The sequence below is a fragment of the Chryseobacterium scophthalmum genome, assembly GCF_900143185.1.
In the GTDB taxonomy this organism is placed as follows: domain Bacteria; phylum Bacteroidota; class Bacteroidia; order Flavobacteriales; family Weeksellaceae; genus Chryseobacterium; species Chryseobacterium scophthalmum.
This window is the reverse complement of sequence record NZ_FSRQ01000003.1, coordinates 258,272-277,322: the sequence shown is the minus strand read 5'-3', so window position 1 is coordinate 277,322 and position 19,051 is coordinate 258,272. Positions and strand designations below refer to the sequence as shown.

Genomic DNA, 19,051 nt, shown 5'->3' with positions numbered 1-19,051 from the left:
AAAACGATTAGTTAAATCATTTATCATATTCCAAACATATAGTCAACGTTCAAATGTAGAAATTATTATGGTATGGTAGTTCAGTGGACTATTATAAAAGGCTATAAAATATGTTAAAGTTTGTTAAAAATCCACAAAAACATCTTTTTTAATGCTTTGATAAGCAGTGATTTCATCAAATTCTTTTAAACTTAACAACACTAAACTTTTGAATTTCTCATAGTTTTTACCACGTGGAAGTTTAAGCAAAACCTGAAACTGATACAAATTATTAAGTCTTGCAATCTGCGCTCTTTCAGGGCCTAAAATACAGTCTTCAGGAAGATATTTTCTTAACACCGAACCTAAAAACTGTGAAGCACGATCCACTTTTTCGTCTCTTCGATGTTTAAGCTCAATCATAATTAGCTTTGTGAAAGGCGGATAATTAAATTTTTGACGTTCGGTAAGGAAATATTTATAGATCTTAGAAATATTATTCATTTTAATCAGCTGAAAAACAGAATGATCCGGATTAAAAGTCTGAATTAAAACTCGGCCTTTACCTGAAACTCTTCCCGCTCTTCCGGAAACCTGCGTAATTAATTGATAGGCTCTTTCTTCAGCTCTAAAATCCTGTACATACAACATAGAATCTGCCTTTGGAATTGCTACCAATTCGATATGATCAAAATCCAGACCTTTAGAAATCATCTGCGTTCCAACAACAATATCAGTTTCTCTGTCTTCAATTTTTTCGTATAATTTTTCGTAGGCAAATTTCTTACGCATCGAATCAACATCCATTCTGTCGACTTCATTATCAGGAAAAATTTTAGAAATTTCTTCATGAATCTGCTCTACCCCTACTCCTTTTTCATTAAGGTTTTCAGAATAGCATTTCGGACAAGTTTTGGGTTTAGAAGCTCTCTGCCCACAATAATGACATTTCATTTCGTGAGCAGCTTTGTGATACGTCATCACAACATCACAATTTGAGCAGTAATTCACATAACCGCAAGATTCACACTCCAAAACACTGGCATAACCACGACGGTTATGAAGAATCATCGTCTGATTTTTTTCTTCTAAAGTCTTTTTAATTTCATCAATCAGTTTTAAAGAAAAATTTCCGGAAACTTTTTTAGAATCCTGAGCTTCTTTAAAATTAATCAATTCAAACTCCGGAAGCTTTACATTCCCGAATCTTTCATTCAGGAAAATATATTTCACCTTCTCTTTTCGGGCTAAATAATAGCTTTCAACAGAAGGCGTTGCCGAACCTAAAATCACATTAGCTCCATAAAAATTCGCCAAAACCAAAGCTGAATCTTTTGCATTGAAAAACGGAGAAACTTCTCTCGGTTTATACCCCGAATCATGCTCTTCATCCACCACAATCAATCCTAAATTCTGATAAGGTAAAAACAGAGCATTTCTCGTTGCAATAAGGATTTTGATGTTGTTGTTTTTTATTCTTCTCCAAATTTCAACCTTTTCAAAATCAGTAAGTTTCTGATGATAAAAACCAAGTTGTCTGCCGTATTTTTTTTCTAATCTTTGAGTAATTTGCTTCGTTAAAGAAATTTCAGGAAGTAAAAACAAAACATTTTTTCCTTCCGAAATACATTCTTCAATTTTCTCTAAATAAATATGCGTTTTTCCTGATGAAGTTACGCCATGAAGCAACACATTTCTGCCTTCTTCAAAGGCTTCGTCTACTTCATTTTTTGCAGCTTTTTGTACTTCCGTAAGTTCTTCGACTTCTTCAATTTCACCTTCATAGCTTTCAATTCGGTCTTTTTGCATGTAATATTCTTCGACAAGATTTTTATCTGCCAAAGATTTAAAATGCGAACTAGAAAAATAACCATCTTCAAACAACTCTGATTTTTTGATATGTAAATCAGGATTTTCTGTCTGTTTTTCTAAAATATGCAGGAAAAGATCTTTCTGTTTTTGAGCTCTTTTTAAGCTTAAAAGAATCTCTGTAAGATTGTTATTTTTTAAAACCTCATCATTAATTTTTACATAAGCAACTTCTTTTGCTTTGTATTTTTCAGCAATCTTTTCGTCGATTTCAATATACTGTAAATCGATCAACGAATTGATGGTTTTAATGATATCTTTTTTTGGAATAAATGCTTCAATATCCGTTAAATTAATCAGCTGTCGAACTTCTAATGCCTGAATAAGGTACATTTCGTTGACATCTAAATTTTCAAACTCAACGGTAATATTGGGTTTTAATTTAAGATAGGTTTCACTTTCTAATTTTAAAGAAGACGGAAAAGCAAACCTGTAAATTTCGCCCAAATTGCAGAGATAATAATCTGAAAGCCATTTCCAAAACTTAATTTGTTCTGAAGGCAAAATCGGCTGTTCATCTAAAATACTGATGACTTCTTTTGCCACAAACTGAGTAGGCTCTTCATCGTGCAATTCAAAAACAATTCCCGTGTAGATTTTTTTTCCACCAAAAGGAACCAGAACTCTCATTCCAGGTTGAATTGTCGATTGTATTTCTTCCGGAACTTTGTAAGTAAAAGTTCCTTTCAGATTGAGCGGTAAAATAATTTGAGCGTATTGCAAGGGAATAATTAAAGTGTAAAATTAATTTTTTATTCAGAGAACTGCAATTTTGTTTTCTTTAAATCTTTCAGAAATATACAATTTTGATTACATTAATTTAGTTAAAGTAATATATCTCGCAGATTGACCAGATTCAAAAATAAAAATCTGCGTTATCAACAAAATCTGCGTGAGTTTAAAAAAATAATTTAAGATTGCTTCACATTCTTCGCAATGACTTAGAAAATCATTTCAATGATCTGATACCAAATCGCTGAAGTAATAAACCCAACAAGAATGCTGAATCCGATAATCAAATTCGTCAGTTTTGTATTTAATCTGAATTGTTCGGCAATAATACTTGCCGTAACTACCGTCGGCATTGCGGCTTCAAAGACAGAAATTTTCGCAATATCACCTTTAATTCCGAGTAATAAAGCTAAACCTAAAATCATTATCGGAGCTAAAATTAATTTGTAAAACATGGAAGCCGAAATCTGTGGCAACAATTTCTTCCAACCATTGAATTTCAGCTGTAATCCGACAGAAAACAAAACCAACGGACTTACCGTTGCGGCCAGTTTATCAAAAAGAGGTTCAGCAAAAGTAAAATCGATGAACTGCGACAAAACCAATGCCGCAATACAGCCAATTAACGGAGGAAAAGTAATTAGTCTTTTTAAAATAAAAATCGCGCTCACTTTTCCGGATTTGCTTCCGCCTTTCACCGCAGCGATAATTCCCAATGTAGAAAGTGCAAAAAACATCGTCTGGTCACAGATTATCGCAATACTTAAAAGACTTTCGCCATAAAAAGCAGAAATTAAAGGAAATCCAATAAATGAAGTGTTGCTGTAACCACTTGCCAATTCCAATGTACTTCTTGATCTTCTGGAATATCCTTTTTGTCTGCTGTAAAACATCATAAAAAAGAAACATCCGATTGCGATCACAAATGTTGAAAGTATGGGAAAAAGCATTTCTGCAGACCACTGAACCTTTGGTAAATATTTAAAAGAAACTGCAGGAAGTGCTAAATAAAGAATCCAGGTGTTGATGCCTTTGTGCGCATCGGGATGAATGGATTTTGTTTCTTTGAAAATCATTCCTGCCAAAATACAGACCGCGATCAAAACAAAATTTACCATACTTCTTTTAAAACTTTTACAAATTTACGTTAGATTTTTAATTTAAGGTTATCATAACCATTCATTTCCTCTGCCTTCCATCTTAATACTTGTTTTTCTTTCTTAAATGAAATGCCATTGTCTATCTTTCTAAAAAACAATTCTTTGAAAACTTTGTTTATCATTGCGATTATTAAATGCAAAGAAATACAAGGCTTTTCCAATAATCTATAGAATTTAAGATAAACAAAGCCGTTTCACTTATATTCGAAAAACAAATTTTAAAAATAATCGTTCAACTTCTTATCCATTTTTAAATATCATCAAATTAAACCTGTTAAACTCTGCTAAAATTGAAACTCGGATATTCATAATATAAATTTCTAATTCAAAAAAACTTTATCTTTGCGACTATGATTTTACGAGGAGAAAACTTAATCAAAGAATACGGTCCCAAAAAAGTTGTAAAAGGCGTTTCTGTACAGGTTCAGCAGGGAGAAATTGTAGGTTTATTGGGTCCGAACGGAGCCGGGAAAACCACTTCATTTTATATGATCGTAGGTTTGGTAAAGCCTACTTCAGGAAGAATTTTCCTCGACAAACAGGAAATCACGACCGATGCGATGTATCGCCGTGCCCAAAAAGGTATCGGTTATCTTGCTCAGGAAGCTTCGGTTTTCAGAAAACTTTCTGTAGAAGATAATATCCTTGGTGTTTTACAGTTGACTAAACTTTCAAAAAGAGAACAGCAAATAAAATGCGACGAACTGATTGAGGAATTTTCTCTTCAACACGTTCGTAAAAACAGAGGAGATCTTCTTTCCGGAGGGGAAAGACGTAGAACTGAGATTGCAAGATGTTTGGCAACAGACCCTAGTTTCATTCTTTTGGATGAGCCTTTTGCGGGAGTTGACCCGATTGCCGTGGAAGATATTCAGAAAATTGTAAGAAGTTTGACCGACAAAAACATCGGAATCTTAATTACTGATCACAACGTACAGCAGACTTTGGCGATTACCAACAAAACTTATATTATGTTTGAAGGAAAGATCTTGAAAGAAGGTCTTCCTGAAGATTTGGCAAACGATCCGCAAGTAAGAGAAGCTTATTTAGGAGAAAACTTCGTTTACCAAAGTATTTTCGATAAACCAAGTAAGAAAAGTTACGCTTACAATATTTGGGCAGGAAATTTTGATTCTAAATCTCAAATGCAGTCTTTCGTCAACGAAAATTTTGCTCAGTTTGATGATCTCCGATTGATGTATGGTTTTGAAGACATCAGTTTTGCATCTTTAGGAAATTCAGAAATTGAACATATTTTCAGTGATGTAGTTGACAAAAACGCCAACAACTCTTTTGTATTTCAGAAAAAAGAAATTAATTCAAATTATTCTTTGGAACAGGCAGAAGCAGATTCTAAAGCAGCAAGTAGATCTGAATTGCATTACTTGACGACTTATGTTTTTGAGGGATAGGTTTAAAATTGTAATTAAAATTTTGAACATTAAGAACATTTAAGTTGTTAAGAATATTAAGAATCTATAAATTGATTTAACATAATGCTTAATAATTCACCTCGCTAGTTCTTAAAAATTTTAAACATATTTGTTCTTAAAAGCTTAACTATCTTAATGTTTAAAATATTTCACAGTTTAATTTGAATTAAATATTTGCGCTAAAAAATAATAAAACATACCTTTTCTCTCAGAAACGGTGCGTTTTTCTTTTAAACCAAATCATGGCAAAACCTTTTAATAGAACAGTGACTTTATTTGGAATTTACAAACAGTTAATTCCATTCATAAAGCCTTACCGACCGATGATTTACGGAACTTTGTTTCTTACATTTCTCGGCGCTTTGGCAGCCCAGGTGAATCCTTAGTTTTAAAATATACGGTGGATGAAGTGACAAAACTGACGCGTCTTCCACATCCGATGAGCGAGGGAATTCATATTCTGATTATTATTTCGATTATTTTATTGGGCAAGGAATTACTGAATATTTTCATCAATTTTGGGCAGAAATTTTATGGTGAAAAAATCAGGATTAATGTAAGTTCGGTTTTAGCTCAGTCCGCAATCGACAAAATTCTCACGTATAGAGTTGCTTATTTTAATGATGAAAATCATGAATCCGGAAAACTTCAAATAAGAATCGACCGAGGAATTGAAAGCCTTACAAGACTCGTTCAAAACTTCTTTATCGATATGCTTCCGCTATTTTCAAATGCATTTATTGCTTTGATTATTATGTATTTGCAAAACGTTTATGTCGGAATAGTTTCTACGATTATTGTTCCTATTTATTTTTATATCAGTTCGTTACAGGCGAAAAAATTGGGCGGAGTAAGACGAACTTTAAGAAATCAGCGTGAACAGAAAACTTCAGGACTTTTAAATTTAATCAATTCCATCATGGTAATTAAAAGTTTTGTCCGCGAAAAATTTGAAGGCAAAAAACAGTACGATCTTCAGATGCAATTGATGGACAGCCAAATGTTCACTAGAAAAACCAACTTTATTTACGATGGTTTAAAAACTTTTATCGAGCAGTTTGGGGTTGTTTTAATTATTCTTCTTACCGTTTATTTGGTTTTAGATCAGCAAATGACGATTGGTGCTATTATGCTTCACATCATGCTTTTCAACAATGTTTCTTCTCCAATCAGGCAGCTTCACAGGATTTATGACGATATGAATGATGCGATGATCTATGCCGAAGGTTATTTTGATATTTTAAATGCTGAAGATGAAATTGAACCGAACGGAACTTTTGTGGAAAATAAAATCAAAGGTAATTTTGAATTAAGAAACGTCAATTTCACCTATCCAAACGGAACTAAAGCACTGAATGACGTTTCGATGATGATTGAAAACGGAAAAACTACGGCTTTAGTTGGATTAAGCGGCGCCGGAAAATCAACTATTATCAATCTACTCTGCAAGTTTTATCTTCCCGATTCTGGTGAAATTATTTTAGATAATGTTGATTTATCCAATTATAACAATACTTTTTTAAGAGATGATTTGGGATTGGTTTTACAGAAAAACCACATCTTTCAAGGAAGTATTGAAGACAATATTCGCTATGGAAACATGAATGCGAGTTTTGAAGAAATTGAAGAAGCGGCTAAAAAAGCTTATCTCCACGAACAGATTTTAGATCTTCCTGAAAAATATCAACATGATGCGACTCAACTTTCAGGTGGACAACAACAGAGAATTGCGATTGCCAGATTATTTTTGAAAAATCCGCCGATTATTTTTCTTGACGAACCGACTGCGAGTTTGGATGCAATTGCCACCGAACAAATTAAAAACTCTTTAGATGCAATTAAGGCAGGAAGAACTGTCGTGATTATTTCTCACTCTCTTTCACAGATTTTAGATTCAGATAAAATTTATGCGATGAAAAAAGGACATGTTGTAGAAAGCGGAACTCACGATGAATTGGTGCAGATGAACGGAACTTACAGAGAAATTTTTGATGCTTCTGCAAGAAGTTTGAATTTGGATAAATTGGTGAATACGTTTAAGAATTAATGTTATATTCTAATAAAATTTAGCGATTCCTTTTTCATTCCGAAGAATCTAAAATGTTTTTAATAACGATGATGAGATTCTTTCAAAATGACAAAGAGACTGTTAAAAATTTACATTTTAATATTCTAGCAACATCATAAAAGTTTAATTAGATTTAAAAATTAACTCTGATTACGGTAAATTTGCATCATCTGTACAGATTTCTAAAATGAACGACCATTACCTCAAAAAAATCGACCGAGTAACGGCTATTCTTACACAATTGCAATCAAAACCGATTGTAAGAGCGCAGGATTTGGCAAAAAAATTTGATGTCAGCATAAGAACGATTTATCGTGACGTAAAAACTTTGGAAAACGCTGGAATTCCTATTATTGGTGAAGCTGGAAACGGTTATTCTCTGATGGATGGTTACAAGCTTCCGCCAGTTATGTTTACCAAACAAGAGGTTTTGAGTTTCATCACCGCTGAAAAATTAATGCAGAAGTTTTCGCACGAAAGTTTGGGAAATCATTATCAAACAGCGATGGAAAAATTACGTTCTGTTTTGAAACATTCAGATAAAAATTTAATTCAGAACATTGAAAATCAGATTGATATTTATAATTACAATCCAAAAACGGAGGATACGATAAAAAATATCATTCCCACAATCTTGGAAAGTATTGCCGAAAAACATCAGATCTTGATAGGATATAAAACCGTTGATGATAAAATTTCTACAAGAACAATAGAAGTTGTAGGTGTCTTCTTCGAGTTTCATTATTGGTATATCATTGCTTACTGCACGTTGAGAAATGATTACAGGCAGTTTAGAATAGACCGTATTTTAAGCATTGTAAAAACTCAAAATCCTTATTTGCAGGAATACGGTCAAATTAATGATTACAGAAAAACTCCGAATGGAAATAAAACAATCGTCAAGCTTTTAGTTGACAAAAAAATTACAGGGCATCTGAATAATTCAAAAATTTATTACGGATTAATCGAAGAGAAAGAAACCGAAAAAGGAGTTGAAATGACGTTTGAAACAGAGTGGATCAATGAAGGATTTCCGCGTTGGCTAATTACTTTTTTTGATTACGCTGAAATTATTGAGCCTGAATCTTTAAAAATGACAATGAAAGAATTGATTGAGAAAATCTCTAAGAATTTATAATTTTGTTAAGCAACAAATTGCCTTAAGCAGTAAATTCATAATTTTTGTGGACTAAAAGTGTTTTTTTTTTGCCACGAATACACAAATAGTAATATGAAAAATCTCCCGCAGATCTCGCAGATTTTCACAGATGATACTGGTTAATTTGCAAAATTTACGAGAGATATAAAAAAAAGAGTATCAAGGATGCTAGAATCTTTCCCAGAAGAAAGGTGGCTCAATACCTAAAGCTCTTAAATAAGTATATCCTTGACCACGGTGATGTACTTCGTTATCAATAAAATATAGAATATTTTGATACACTGGAAATTCATATTCACCAAATAAATTGAACGTTTCCTGGAATCTTTCTTCAGAAATCTGGTTAAAATATTGGTTAATCACTTCCGTTTCAGAATCCCATTTTGCAAGAATTTCTTCTTTCGTTTTTGGTTTAAATGCTTCTTCGGAAAATTTTTCTTCCTGCTGCTCTACAATTCCTTTTAAAGCCGGACCTGCAATGCTGATCAATTCTACCGCTAATTTTGCAAAAGGTCTCATTCCGCCAATTGAAAATTCAAATAATTCTTTTTCAGGAAATGCTTCAATCACTCTTCTTGTCAGGTTTCTGTGACCTTGCCAATGTTCTAAAATTTGTGCTGAAGAAATAAACTGTTGGTTTGCGATTGCTGTAGTTGTCATAATTTTTTGTTTTAAGTTGTTAATCTTAAGACAAAGGTAATCACAGTTTATGACAACAGTTTGTCAGCAGGATTTTCGATGTTTGAAAAAAAGTTTTAAACTTTCAAAATAAATACATATTTTTCACGTTAGATTGATATCCGATACACAAATGTTTTAACTGTAAATATGTAGAGGTAGATAAATTTGAATTAGGCCGGTTTTTAAAATCGGTCTTTTTATTTACTTATTCATCGTATCCCACAAAGTCATTACCTCAACATTTTTCAATGGTTTTGAAAGCGTAATTTTTCTTGAAGTTTTTGGAAGTAAATCGAAAAAATTGTCGCTGAAATGAGTGTCGCCCATTAAATAAACATCTTTCGCCAAAACATCAGTTGAAATTTCGATCTCTGTTTTAGAGATTTTTTTGATTTTGATATTAGGTTTTGTAAGCTTTAAATCTTTTGGTTTTGCGAAGAAATGATTGCTTTCGGCTATAATTTTTTTGTCTTTATCTTTTAAGGTTAATTTTAAAAAGACTTCATTTTTATTGGAATATTTAATTACGTTTTTAATTTCTATATGATTAAACTTTACAATTCCATCGAGTATTTTGCCATCCTGAACAGTCGTTAAATCATTTAAAATTTTTCCATTAAAATCAACAACCTGAATTTCTACTTTTACATCTTCGAACTTTTTTAATTCATCATTAATTCCATAAAAATCCAAAAATCCCTCTTTTTCTTCCGTTAAAATCACTTGGTTTTCAAAGCTTCTTTTAATCTGATAATGCAAAGCTTTCCAGTTTCCTAAATAATCAATCGATGACCAGGAAATCACCGGCCAACAATCATTTAATTGCCAATACAAAGTTCCCATATTGTAAGGTTTTGCACGGCGATGTGCTTCAATCGCGATCTGCATTCCACGAGCCTGAAGCAATTGAGAAACGTAATTGTATTTCACAAAATCTTTCGGAACTGCATAATCACGTTCCATGTATTTCTGAATAATTTCAAATCCTCTTGCATTTTTTTCGTGCGCTTTGATCGTTGGATTTTCTAAACTTAAATCCGATTTTCCTGAAAACATAGATTTAACGGTTTCTAAACTCGGCATTCCCTGAAAACCATATTCAGAAGCAAATCTCGGAACTTTTTCGTTGTAAATTTCAAACGGAAACTCACCCCACCAAACGCCCCAATAATGAGAATCGCCTTCGGTTAAGCTTTCTTTGTGCCCCCAACCAATGGAAGGTGAACTTTCCCAATAAATTGATTTGTCTTTTGTTGCAAACTCATTGATCGCATTCGGAATTACTTCATGAAAAACCTTTTTATAATCTTTCCAGACTTGCAAAGAATCTTCTTTTGAATATTTAAATTGCTTCTGATATCCCCAATTGACAATGGCTTCATCAATTTCATTATTTCCGCACCATAAAGCAATTGACGGATGATTTTGAAGTCGGTCGACCTGATCTTTAACTTCCTCTTTTACGTTATTCAAAAAATCTTCATCTGACGGATAAAAACTTCCGGCAAACATAAAATCCTGCCAAACCAAAATACCGTTTTCGTCGCAGGCTTTGTAAAATTCGTCATCTTCATAAATTCCGCCGCCCCACACACGAATCATATTCATATTCGCATCTTTACAATCTTTAATAAGTTTTTTATATTTTTCTTTGGTAATTCTCGGTGTGAAGCTATCAGATGGAATCCAATTCGTTCCCTTTGCATACATCGGGTTTCCATTGACTTTAAAGTAAAACGATTTTCCTTTTTCGTCCTTTTCCTGAATTAATTCTACTGTTCTTAGTCCAATTCTTTCTTCTTTACTATCAATCGTCTCCGAATTTTTCTTTAATGAAAATTTAAGCGCATAAATTATCGCTTTTCCCCATCCGTTCGGTTGCCATAGATGTGGATTTTCAATTTTAAACGGAACTGAAATTTTGTTCAAGCCCTTCCTTAAGGCAATATCATGATTTTCTTTATCAGTTACAAAAACATATTTCCCTTCTTTTTCTGCATAAATTTCTGCATAAATATTTAAATCAGCTCTTTGTTTTGTTAAAGCTTTCTGTTCTATTCTTATATTTTCAATTTTTGCCTGATTCCAGAAATTCAATTTTACATCCTTCCAAATTCCTGCAGTGACTAATCTTGGTCCCCAATCCCAACCAAACTGATATTGCGCTTTTCTCACAAAACTTCGAGGCGATTCCGGCATTGTAAACGGAACTTTTTTCGCTAAATCTTTTCCAACGTTTACTGAAGATTTAAATTTAATCTGTAAAATATTATTTCCAATTTTCAAATCATTTTTCACCGGAATTTTCCAGGTTCTGAACATATTATCGGTTTTCTTCAGTAGTTTTCCATTTAAATAAATTTCAGAAAACGTATCTAATCCATTGAAAACCAAATCTGCATTTTGATTTTCTAATTCTTTAGCGGAAATTTTAAAACCCGTCTGATAATCCCAATCTTCATTTTCAACCCACTGTACTTTTTTCTCGTTCTCATCTTTGTAAGGGTCGGGAATAAGTTTGTTATTCATCAAATCCAAATGAACAGTCCCGGGAACGGAGGCCGTGAGCCATTTATTTTCTTTGGCGTTTTTGAATTGCCATTTTTCAGAAGATAAATTTCGTTCTGAAAATTGTGCATTGACTAATATTTGAATGAGAAGTAAAGCAAGAAGTAATGTTTTGTTCATCTACAGTTTATTTACAATTCTATGGATTCCGTCTTTGATAAGCGGAGTATTAAAATTAATGAGAAGACCTAGTTTTATATTAGTCAGTTTTAAATAAGTTGCAATTTGTGAATAAAAAACAGGATGTAATTCTAGTACAGATTTAATCTCAACAATTACCTTATCATTAATAATCAAATCAACCTTATATGCATTTTCAATGTTCATTTCTTTATAAGCAACCGAGAGATAAATTTATTGTTTAATTTCTAATCCTATTTTCTCCAACTCATAAACTAAAGCTTGTTTATAAGTACTTTCCATTAATCCTGCCCCAAGATTTCTATGAACCTCTAAAGCTGCACCTATAATTTTATATGATAATTCGTTTTCTGTCATTTGTTGTGTTTTATTTTTTTAACGCAAAGTTTAATACAATAAATGCATACACTATAAGTGAACAAAGAGTAATCAATAAATTGATTTGATTAAGCATACGTGTCTCCAAGCTTAATCAGCGACTTTGTCGCAACCTTTGCTCGCTTAGATAATACGATTCTAAAAAATCTTTGCGTTAATGTTTTTTTATACTCTAATTATTAGATATTAAACTTCAGTTTTTTAATCTCTTCCGCATTGGCAAATGATTCGTAAGATAACACTGCTGAAGAATGAAAATATTGACCCTTAGTTAAATTTTTCAATTCTGAAATATTATTGGAACGAACACCGCCACCAATTAAGATTTTGATGTCATCAGAATAATCTTCAACCAGTTTTTTTAAATTTTCTTTTCCTTCCATTGCAGAATTTTCTCCTCCAGAAGTGAGGATTTCTTTAAAACCTAATCCAATAAGCTTTTCAGTCGATTCAAAAATATTTTTGGTCCGGTCGATCGCTCGGTGAAAAACACAAGGTTTCCCGTTGGTCAAATCAATCAGTGTTTTATTTTTGTCGATGTCTATTTCCTGATTTTCATCTAAGATCCCGAAAACAAAACCGTCTGCTTTGGCTTTAGAAAATTCAATAATACTTTTCTGCATTTGCCTGAATTCTGAATCGGTATATAAAAAACCTCCTCCTACAGGACGAATCATTACATGAATAGGTTTAGAATATTTATCTTTTAAATATCTCAATTCTTCCAGATCGGGAGTAATTCCTCCTGAATTGATGTCTGCACAAAATTCAATTCTGTCGGCAACAGAATTTAAAGCAATTTCTGCAGAAGTGATATCGAATGTGGCGATTTCTAAGAACATATATTTTATTCTAATTTTTTAATTAACTTTTTCTAAAACATTTCCAATAAAGAATTTGTTCTTGATTTTAGTTACCTTAATAATGCGTTTAAAAACCTCTTTAGATCCTGTATCTTGCAACTCTACATAAAAGCTGTAATCATTTTCAAGACTTGCATTTAAGTCGCATTTTTTCACTTCAATATTCGTCCAATCTTGTGCTGAAATAAGAAAACCTGTATTTAAAGCAACATTTTCGGTATTGAACTTATTCTTCCATTTTTGCTGAAATTCTTTCAATGTGAGACTTCCATCGACATCCAAATCAACATTCGTTGCATCTGTTTTGAAATCATAATAATCTTTGGTCGTTATATTCCGCATAATATTTTCCTGATTTGAAATATCTGCATTAAAATAGCTTTCGATACTTTTTATCAACCAGGTTTTTGCTTCGGCGGCTTCTTTGGTATTGTTTTCTACTACAGATTCTTTAGGGAGATTATTAATTTTAATTTCTTTCTTTTTAGTCTCACTGCAACTTATTATTAAAAGTAAACTAATAATAAATATGTTTTTCATATTCTTTGTTTAGGTTTTGGCTAAAGCCAAATGGATGATCTATTTTATTTAAAACGGGCTAAAGCCCGTTCCTAGTGATTGACAAGCACTTTTTATTTTAAAGCAAACTGGGGCTTTTCCAGACGGTTTCCTTTTTGGTCGTACACCGCAAAATTAAACCCATCCTGAATACAGTAAGAACCATATTCACCTTTTTTATTGATCGCAATAAAGCCAACCTGAATATCTTTCAGGTTTTTATTTCTTTTTTTTGTGATGGTTACAATTCTTTCAACCGCTTCTTTGCAAGCTTGTTGAGGATTTCTTCCCTGCCTCATCAATTCAACTACGAGATGAGTTCCTACCGTTCTTATCACTTCTTCACCGTGACCCGTCGCTGTTGCTGCTCCAACTTCATTATCAACAAATAAACCCGCACCAATAATTGGGGAATCTCCTACTCTGCCGTGCATTTTAAAAGCCATTCCGCTCGTTGTACACGCTCCCGAAAGATTTCCTTGAGCATCGAGGGCGATCATTCCAATCGTGTCGTGATTTTCAATGTTGACAATAGGTTGATACTTGCTGTCTTTCAACCATTCTTTCCATTCTTTTTCAGATTCTGCGGTGAGAATATTTTCTTTTTTAAAACCTTGAGAAACAGCAAACTGCAATGCTCCATCGCCCACCAACATAACATGAGGAGTTTTTTCCATCACTGCTCTTGCCACAGAAATTGGATTTTTGATATTTTCAAGACAAGCAACCGAGCCGATGTTGTAATTTTCATCCATAATACACGCATCGAGCGTTACTCTTCCGTCTCTGTCGGGACGACCGCCGTAACCTACACTTCTTTCATTGGGATCATTTTCTACCAAACGAACCCCTTTTTCAACTGCATCCAAAGCTCTTCCGCCTTTTCCAAGGATCATCCATGCTTCTTCGTTGGCTTTTAAACCAAAATTCCAAGTGGAAAGTACAATCGGTTTATTAATTATTTTGTTGTTTTCTGGTAAATCTTTAGCAATCAAATCCAATGGATTTAATAATAATGCGGATGATAAAATTCCTGTATTTTTTAAAAATTTTCTTCTTGAATTCATTTTACTAGGTATTAGATTTTAGGAATTAGGATTTAGTTTACGCCGATTTCGTCAACAAAAAGCCATGCTTTTGAATCTGCTCCAGGATTTCCGGCAGGAATTATTCCTGCATTTTCGATTTTAATTTTAATGAATTTTGAATTCTGATTTCCTACTTTTAGATTTATTTTCCCTTTGGCTTTAAGAATTTCATCCTTACCAATTTCTTTAATGGTTTTAAAGTTTTTTCCATCATCAGAAATAGAAATTATAGCCGATTTTGCTAAGTGAATCCAGCTTCCCTTATTGTCTAAAGTATTGAAATAAACCTCTGTGAAATCCGTTTTTTGACCAAAATCAATCGTTGCTACAACATCTTTTCCCTGAAAACCAAGCCATGTTTTTCCCAATTGTTTTACATTTCCAACAATTCCGTCAACTAATGTAAAAGCTCCGCCAAAAGAATAATTTTCGCTTGGTTGGTGTTCTAAAACAATTGTTTTTCCGGTTGTTTTAGAAGGCGTAAAATCTTGAGATGAAATAGCGCTTTTCAACACTCCATTTTCAAAGTAAGCAGATTTTACCGTCATTTTTTTAGATACAGGAATTGGATTTTGATAGGTTGGAGAACTTGATTTTGGATTGCTTCCATCTATAGTATATCTAATTCCGTTTGTATTTTGTGAAGTTGAGAGCTCGTAAGAAGCTCCATTTTTACTAGGAATTACTTTTCCGCCAATATTATAAATACTTTTCGCATAGTTGATGTTCATTTTATCTAAAATTTTAAAATGCTCCACTACTCTGTTTTCAAATTCTTTATAATTTTTTGGATCTGAACTTCCCCAACCGACTTCAGAAAGCGCAAACAATCTTGGGAAAATCATATACTGAACCTGTTTAAAATCAAGAATATATTCCGTCCACAAATTAGCCTGAACTCCCAAAATATATTTCGACTGCTCTGCATTTAATTCAGAAGGAATCGGGTTGTAAGAATACACTTTTTCCAAAGGTGTAAATCCTCCAAAAGCATTTGGCTCGGTTTGCGGATCACCCTGATAATGATCAAAATAGCAATAAGAACCCGGTGTCATCACCGCAAAATGATTGCTTTTTGCAGCTTCAACTCCGCCTTTAATACCTGTCCAACTCATTACAGCAGCATTTGGAGCCAATCCGCCTTCCAAAATTTCGTCCCAACCAATGATTTTTCGTCCTTTAGAATTAACATATTTTTCAATTCTCTGGATGAAATAACTTTGTAAACCATGTTCATCTTTCAAATTATTTTTCTTAATTAATTCCTGACAATGTGCACATTCTTTCCATCTCGTTTTAGGACATTCGTCACCACCGATGTGAATATATTGCGATGGAAACAGTTGGATAACTTCATCTAAAACATTTTCTAAAAACGTAAAAGTTTCGTCTTTCGGGCAGAAAACATCATCAAAAACACCCCATTTTGTAGCCGATTCAAAAGGACCTTTTGTACAAGCCAACTCTGGATAAGCCGAAAGTGCAGCCAAAGCGTGACCCGGCATTTCTATTTCGGGAACTACTGTGATGTGTCTTTCTGTTGCATATTTTACAACTTCTTTAATTTGATCTTGTGTATAAAAATATGGACCGTAAGGTTTTCCGTCGAAAGTATCGTCGACATATGCTCCAATCATCGATTCTTTACGTTTTGAACCAATTTGAGTGAGCTTTGGATATTTTTTAATTTCAATTCTCCAACCCTGGTCATCCGTTAAATGCCAATGAAAAGTGTTCAATTTGTACATCGCTAAATAATCAATGTACTGTTTTACCTCTTCAACGGTGAAGAAATGACGGCAAACATCTAGGTGCATTCCGCGCCAAGCGAATTTTGGAGAATCTTCAATTTTTAAAGCAGGTATTTTGCCATTTTCAGAAGTTTGAATGAGTTGAAGAAGGGTTTGAATCCCATGAAATAATCCCGACTTATCTTTTCCAGTGACAGAGATAAAATCTGATGTTATTTGAATTTCGTAATCGTCCTTTAATTCTTTTTTTAGGTTTAAAAAGATAACGTTATCACCATCACCTCGATTGTTTTTTGATAAATCAAAACCTTTAATCTTGTTTAGAGATTTAAAAAAAAATTGGTTTTCAAAAGATTTGTCTACTCCTTTTACAACAGTTTGGTTATTAATATTAAATTCTCCTTTTTGAAATTCAACTTTTTGAGGGTAAGGAATTAAATTCAATTGAGTTTGGGAAAAGAAGAATCCCGAAAATATGATAGAAAATAGAAGTAAAAAACGTTTCATTTCTGATTTTGATTTGAGTTTAGCGAATATAATTATTTTCTAAGGATTTTTCTGGTGGTTATTGATAAATATAATGTGTCGCTCCTCTGGAGCTCAAATTTGTACGTTTGCATTCTGCTACAAAGGTTAAGCTCCTCCGGAGCTTTGTAAACGAAACGGATAATTCTTTAAATAAATTCCCACAAAATTATTTCCCAAAGAATGTTTTAGTTAAAAATCTCGTCTTCTATTAAAATTAACAACTATCATTTAACTATTTCAGCTTCAAAACATCTAATTTTGTATAAAAATAAACGATGAGAAAAACTTTTTTTTTAGCAGCTGGATTATTATTTTCAGCTTCTGCACAGGCACAGATTTTAGATGCGATCAAATCTACCGTTAAAAGTCAAACCGGTATCGATTTAAATAATCCAAAAACGACCACAATAACTCCTCCCGTAAACACTCAGCAAACACCAACAAAAAATACTTCGCCCATCAATTTAGGAAACCTGACTTCAACACAAATTTCATCAGGTTTGAAAGAAGCTTTAAATTTGGGTGTAACAGAAGGCGTAAAAAAACTAGGTGTAACCGATGGTTTCCTGAAAAATGAAGCAGTAAAGATCTTAATGCCTGAAAAATTAAGAGTGATCGACACCAAACTTCGCGCATTCGGATTAGGAAGTTTAGCGGATCAGGGAGTAAAATTACTCAACAGAGCCGCTGAAGATGCGGTAACAGAATCTGCTCCGATCTTTACAAAAGCGATCACCTCAATGACGATCACCGATGCTAAAAATATTTTGTTGGGAGGCGATAATGCAGCAACCAATTATCTGCAAGGAAAAACTCAATCTCAACTTTTTACTGCTTTTCAACCAAAAGTAAAAGCTTCTTTAGGAAAAGTAGGTGCCGATAAAGTATGGACTAATTTGATCTCAAAATACAATACATTGACCGGACAAGCTGTTTCGACAGATTTAAATGAATATGTAACCAATGAAACCATTAACGGCGTTTTTAAAATGGTTGCCGAAAAAGAAAGCGGCATCAGAAATAATTCTGTAATGAGAACGACGAGTATTTTACAGAAGGTTTTTGGGGCGCAGGATGGAAAATAGTTCTTTTGTCTTGAAATCGAAGATTCGACGTTAGTCAAACAAAAGAACCAAAAGTTCAAGACTGGAAACTACGGCTAAAAATTAAAATTGAATCCTAAAATCCCCAAAACTCGTGCGTATTAAACGCTTAGTTTATTAACATAATTCTTGCTGCACTCAAACAGTGGGATTTTTTTAACGTTCACAGAATTTATTTTCTTAACGCTACGATTTTCTAGGTCATTAAAAAAATAAAACCTTGTCTGTGTGACAAGGTTTTTGTTATATTTAGAATTGCATTTCAGGAATTTCGCCTTCAATGATCAAATCTGCTTCTGTTGATTTTATGATGTGTTCTACTGAAACTCCGGGAGCTCTTTCAACTAATTTGAAACCAGCCGGAGTTACATCTAAAACCGCTAATTCTGTAACCACTTTTTTCACACAGTTAATTCCGGTTAAAGGAAGTGAACATTTCTTTAGAATTTTGCTTTCTCCTGCTTTGTTAACGTGCATCATCGCAACAATGATATTTTCAGCAGAAGCTACCAGATCCATTGCGCCTCCCATTCCTTTCACCATTTTTCCCGGAATTTTCCAGTTGGCAATGTCTCCGTTTTCTGAAACTTCCATTGCTCCAAGGATCGTAAGATCTACTTTTTGGCTTCTGATCATCCCAAAACTGAATGCAGAATCGAAAAATGAACCGCCATCAAGAATGGTAATGGTCTGTTTTCCGGCGTTGATAATGTCTGCATCTTCTTCTCCTTCAAAAGGAAATGGACCCATTCCTAAAACTCCGTTTTCGCTTTGAAACTCTACTGAAAGATCATCAGGAACGTAATTGGCAACCAATGTTGGAATTCCGATTCCTAAGTTTACATAATATCCGTCTTTTACTTCTTTTGAAATTCTTTGTGCAATTTGTTCTTTAGTTAGCATAGCATAATCTTATCCTGCCAAATTAGCCATTTTTTCAGAATTACGAAAATACTTTCTTTCTTATCCTATGATAAATTTTACTTCGCAAA

General features: G+C 33.3%; 11 protein-coding genes and 3 pseudogenes. 4 read left to right on the top strand and 10 right to left on the bottom strand.

Going from position 1 to position 19,051, the window contains the following annotated elements; genetic code table 11:
* Positions 1 to 123 precede the first annotated feature (123 nt).
* Together priA and BUR17_RS16245 are read right to left on the bottom strand one after the other, a co-directional pair.
* Positions 124 to 2,571 carry a replication restart helicase PriA gene (gene priA / locus BUR17_RS16250; RefSeq protein WP_074231650.1) on the bottom strand — a complete coding sequence of 816 codons (2,448 nt, stop codon included), beginning with the start codon at positions 2,569 to 2,571 and terminating at the stop codon, positions 124 to 126.
* 218 nt (positions 2,572 to 2,789) lie between these two features.
* Positions 2,790 to 3,698 carry an AEC family transporter gene (locus tag BUR17_RS16245; protein ID WP_074231649.1) on the bottom strand — a complete coding sequence of 303 codons (909 nt, stop codon included), beginning with the start codon at positions 3,696 to 3,698 and terminating at the stop codon, positions 2,790 to 2,792.
* Between the two features lie 392 nt (positions 3,699 to 4,090).
* On the opposite strand from BUR17_RS16245, the pseudogene lptB reads away from it, so the two are divergent.
* The 3 genes and pseudogenes from lptB to BUR17_RS16230 form a co-directional block, all read left to right on the top strand.
* Positions 4,091 to 4,816, top strand: a pseudogene (lptB, locus tag BUR17_RS16240) (LPS export ABC transporter ATP-binding protein); the annotation flags it as partial.
* 680 nt (positions 4,817 to 5,496) lie between these two features.
* Positions 5,497 to 7,220, top strand: a pseudogene (locus BUR17_RS16235) (ABC transporter ATP-binding protein).
* Between the two features lie 208 nt (positions 7,221 to 7,428).
* Complete coding sequence (locus BUR17_RS16230; protein ID WP_074231647.1) at positions 7,429 to 8,379, top strand: helix-turn-helix transcriptional regulator; 951 nt, start codon at positions 7,429 to 7,431, stop codon at positions 8,377 to 8,379.
* A gap of 189 nt (positions 8,380 to 8,568) precedes the next feature.
* Here BUR17_RS16230 and BUR17_RS16225 read toward each other — a convergent pair whose 3' ends face one another.
* The 7 genes and pseudogenes from BUR17_RS16225 to BUR17_RS16195 form a co-directional block, all read right to left on the bottom strand.
* A complete protein-coding gene (locus BUR17_RS16225; RefSeq protein WP_074231646.1) occupies positions 8,569 to 9,060 on the bottom strand; it encodes a DinB family protein in 492 nt (163 codons plus the stop codon).
* A 222-nt stretch (positions 9,061 to 9,282) separates the two neighbouring features.
* Entirely contained in the window at positions 9,283 to 11,769 is a 2,487-nt protein-coding gene (locus tag BUR17_RS16220) for a beta-mannosidase (RefSeq protein WP_074231645.1), read from the bottom strand.
* Positions 11,770 to 12,147: pseudogene (locus BUR17_RS16215) on the bottom strand (GxxExxY protein). It abuts the gene before it with no gap.
* 200 nt (positions 12,148 to 12,347) lie between these two features.
* On the bottom strand, positions 12,348 to 13,010 hold the full coding sequence (locus BUR17_RS16210) for a copper homeostasis protein CutC (protein WP_074231644.1): 663 nt from the start codon (positions 13,008 to 13,010) through the stop codon (positions 12,348 to 12,350).
* Positions 13,011 to 13,028: 18 nt separating this feature from the next.
* Positions 13,029 to 13,571, bottom strand: a complete 543-nt coding sequence (locus tag BUR17_RS16205; RefSeq protein ID WP_074231643.1) for a hypothetical protein — start codon at positions 13,569 to 13,571, stop codon at positions 13,029 to 13,031.
* 92 nt (positions 13,572 to 13,663) lie between these two features.
* Positions 13,664 to 14,656, bottom strand: coding sequence for an isoaspartyl peptidase/L-asparaginase family protein (locus BUR17_RS16200; RefSeq protein ID WP_074231642.1), 993 nt, complete (start codon positions 14,654 to 14,656; stop codon positions 13,664 to 13,666).
* Positions 14,657 to 14,688: 32 nt separating this feature from the next.
* The gene (locus tag BUR17_RS16195; protein WP_074231641.1) at positions 14,689 to 16,935 is read right to left on the bottom strand and encodes a glycoside hydrolase family 20 protein; all 2,247 of its coding nucleotides are present in this window, start codon (positions 16,933 to 16,935) and stop codon (positions 14,689 to 14,691) included.
* A 296-nt stretch (positions 16,936 to 17,231) separates the two neighbouring features.
* On the opposite strand from BUR17_RS16195, the gene BUR17_RS16190 reads away from it, so the two are divergent.
* Positions 17,232 to 18,041 (top strand): DUF4197 domain-containing protein, encoded by an 810-nt coding sequence (locus BUR17_RS16190; protein WP_074231640.1) that lies wholly within the window; start codon positions 17,232 to 17,234, stop codon positions 18,039 to 18,041.
* Positions 18,042 to 18,308: 267 nt separating this feature from the next.
* On the opposite strand, the gene BUR17_RS16185 is transcribed toward BUR17_RS16190, so the two are convergent.
* Positions 18,309 to 18,962 (bottom strand): CoA transferase subunit B, encoded by a 654-nt coding sequence (locus tag BUR17_RS16185; protein ID WP_074231639.1) that lies wholly within the window; start codon positions 18,960 to 18,962, stop codon positions 18,309 to 18,311.
* Positions 18,963 to 19,051 lie beyond the last annotated feature (89 nt).

Excerpts from the sequence above, each read along its gene's own strand:
- BUR17_RS16245 (WP_074231649.1), bottom strand. The coding sequence starts at position 3,698 with ATGGTAAATTTTGTTTTGATCGCGGTCTGTATTTTGGCAGGAATGATT.
- BUR17_RS16230 (WP_074231647.1), top strand. The coding sequence starts at position 7,429 with ATGAACGACCATTACCTCAAAAAAATCGACCGAGTAACGGCTATTCTT.
- BUR17_RS16225 (WP_074231646.1), bottom strand. The coding sequence starts at position 9,060 with ATGACAACTACAGCAATCGCAAACCAACAGTTTATTTCTTCAGCACAA.
- BUR17_RS16220 (WP_074231645.1), bottom strand. The coding sequence starts at position 11,769 with ATGAACAAAACATTACTTCTTGCTTTACTTCTCATTCAAATATTAGTC.
- BUR17_RS16210 (WP_074231644.1), bottom strand. The coding sequence starts at position 13,010 with ATGTTCTTAGAAATCGCCACATTCGATATCACTTCTGCAGAAATTGCT.
- BUR17_RS16205 (WP_074231643.1), bottom strand. The coding sequence starts at position 13,571 with ATGAAAAACATATTTATTATTAGTTTACTTTTAATAATAAGTTGCAGT.
- BUR17_RS16200 (WP_074231642.1), bottom strand. The coding sequence starts at position 14,656 with ATGAATTCAAGAAGAAAATTTTTAAAAAATACAGGAATTTTATCATCC.
- BUR17_RS16195 (WP_074231641.1), bottom strand. The coding sequence starts at position 16,935 with ATGAAACGTTTTTTACTTCTATTTTCTATCATATTTTCGGGATTCTTC.
- BUR17_RS16190 (WP_074231640.1), top strand. The coding sequence starts at position 17,232 with ATGAGAAAAACTTTTTTTTTAGCAGCTGGATTATTATTTTCAGCTTCT.
- BUR17_RS16185 (WP_074231639.1), bottom strand. The coding sequence starts at position 18,962 with ATGCTAACTAAAGAACAAATTGCACAAAGAATTTCAAAAGAAGTAAAA.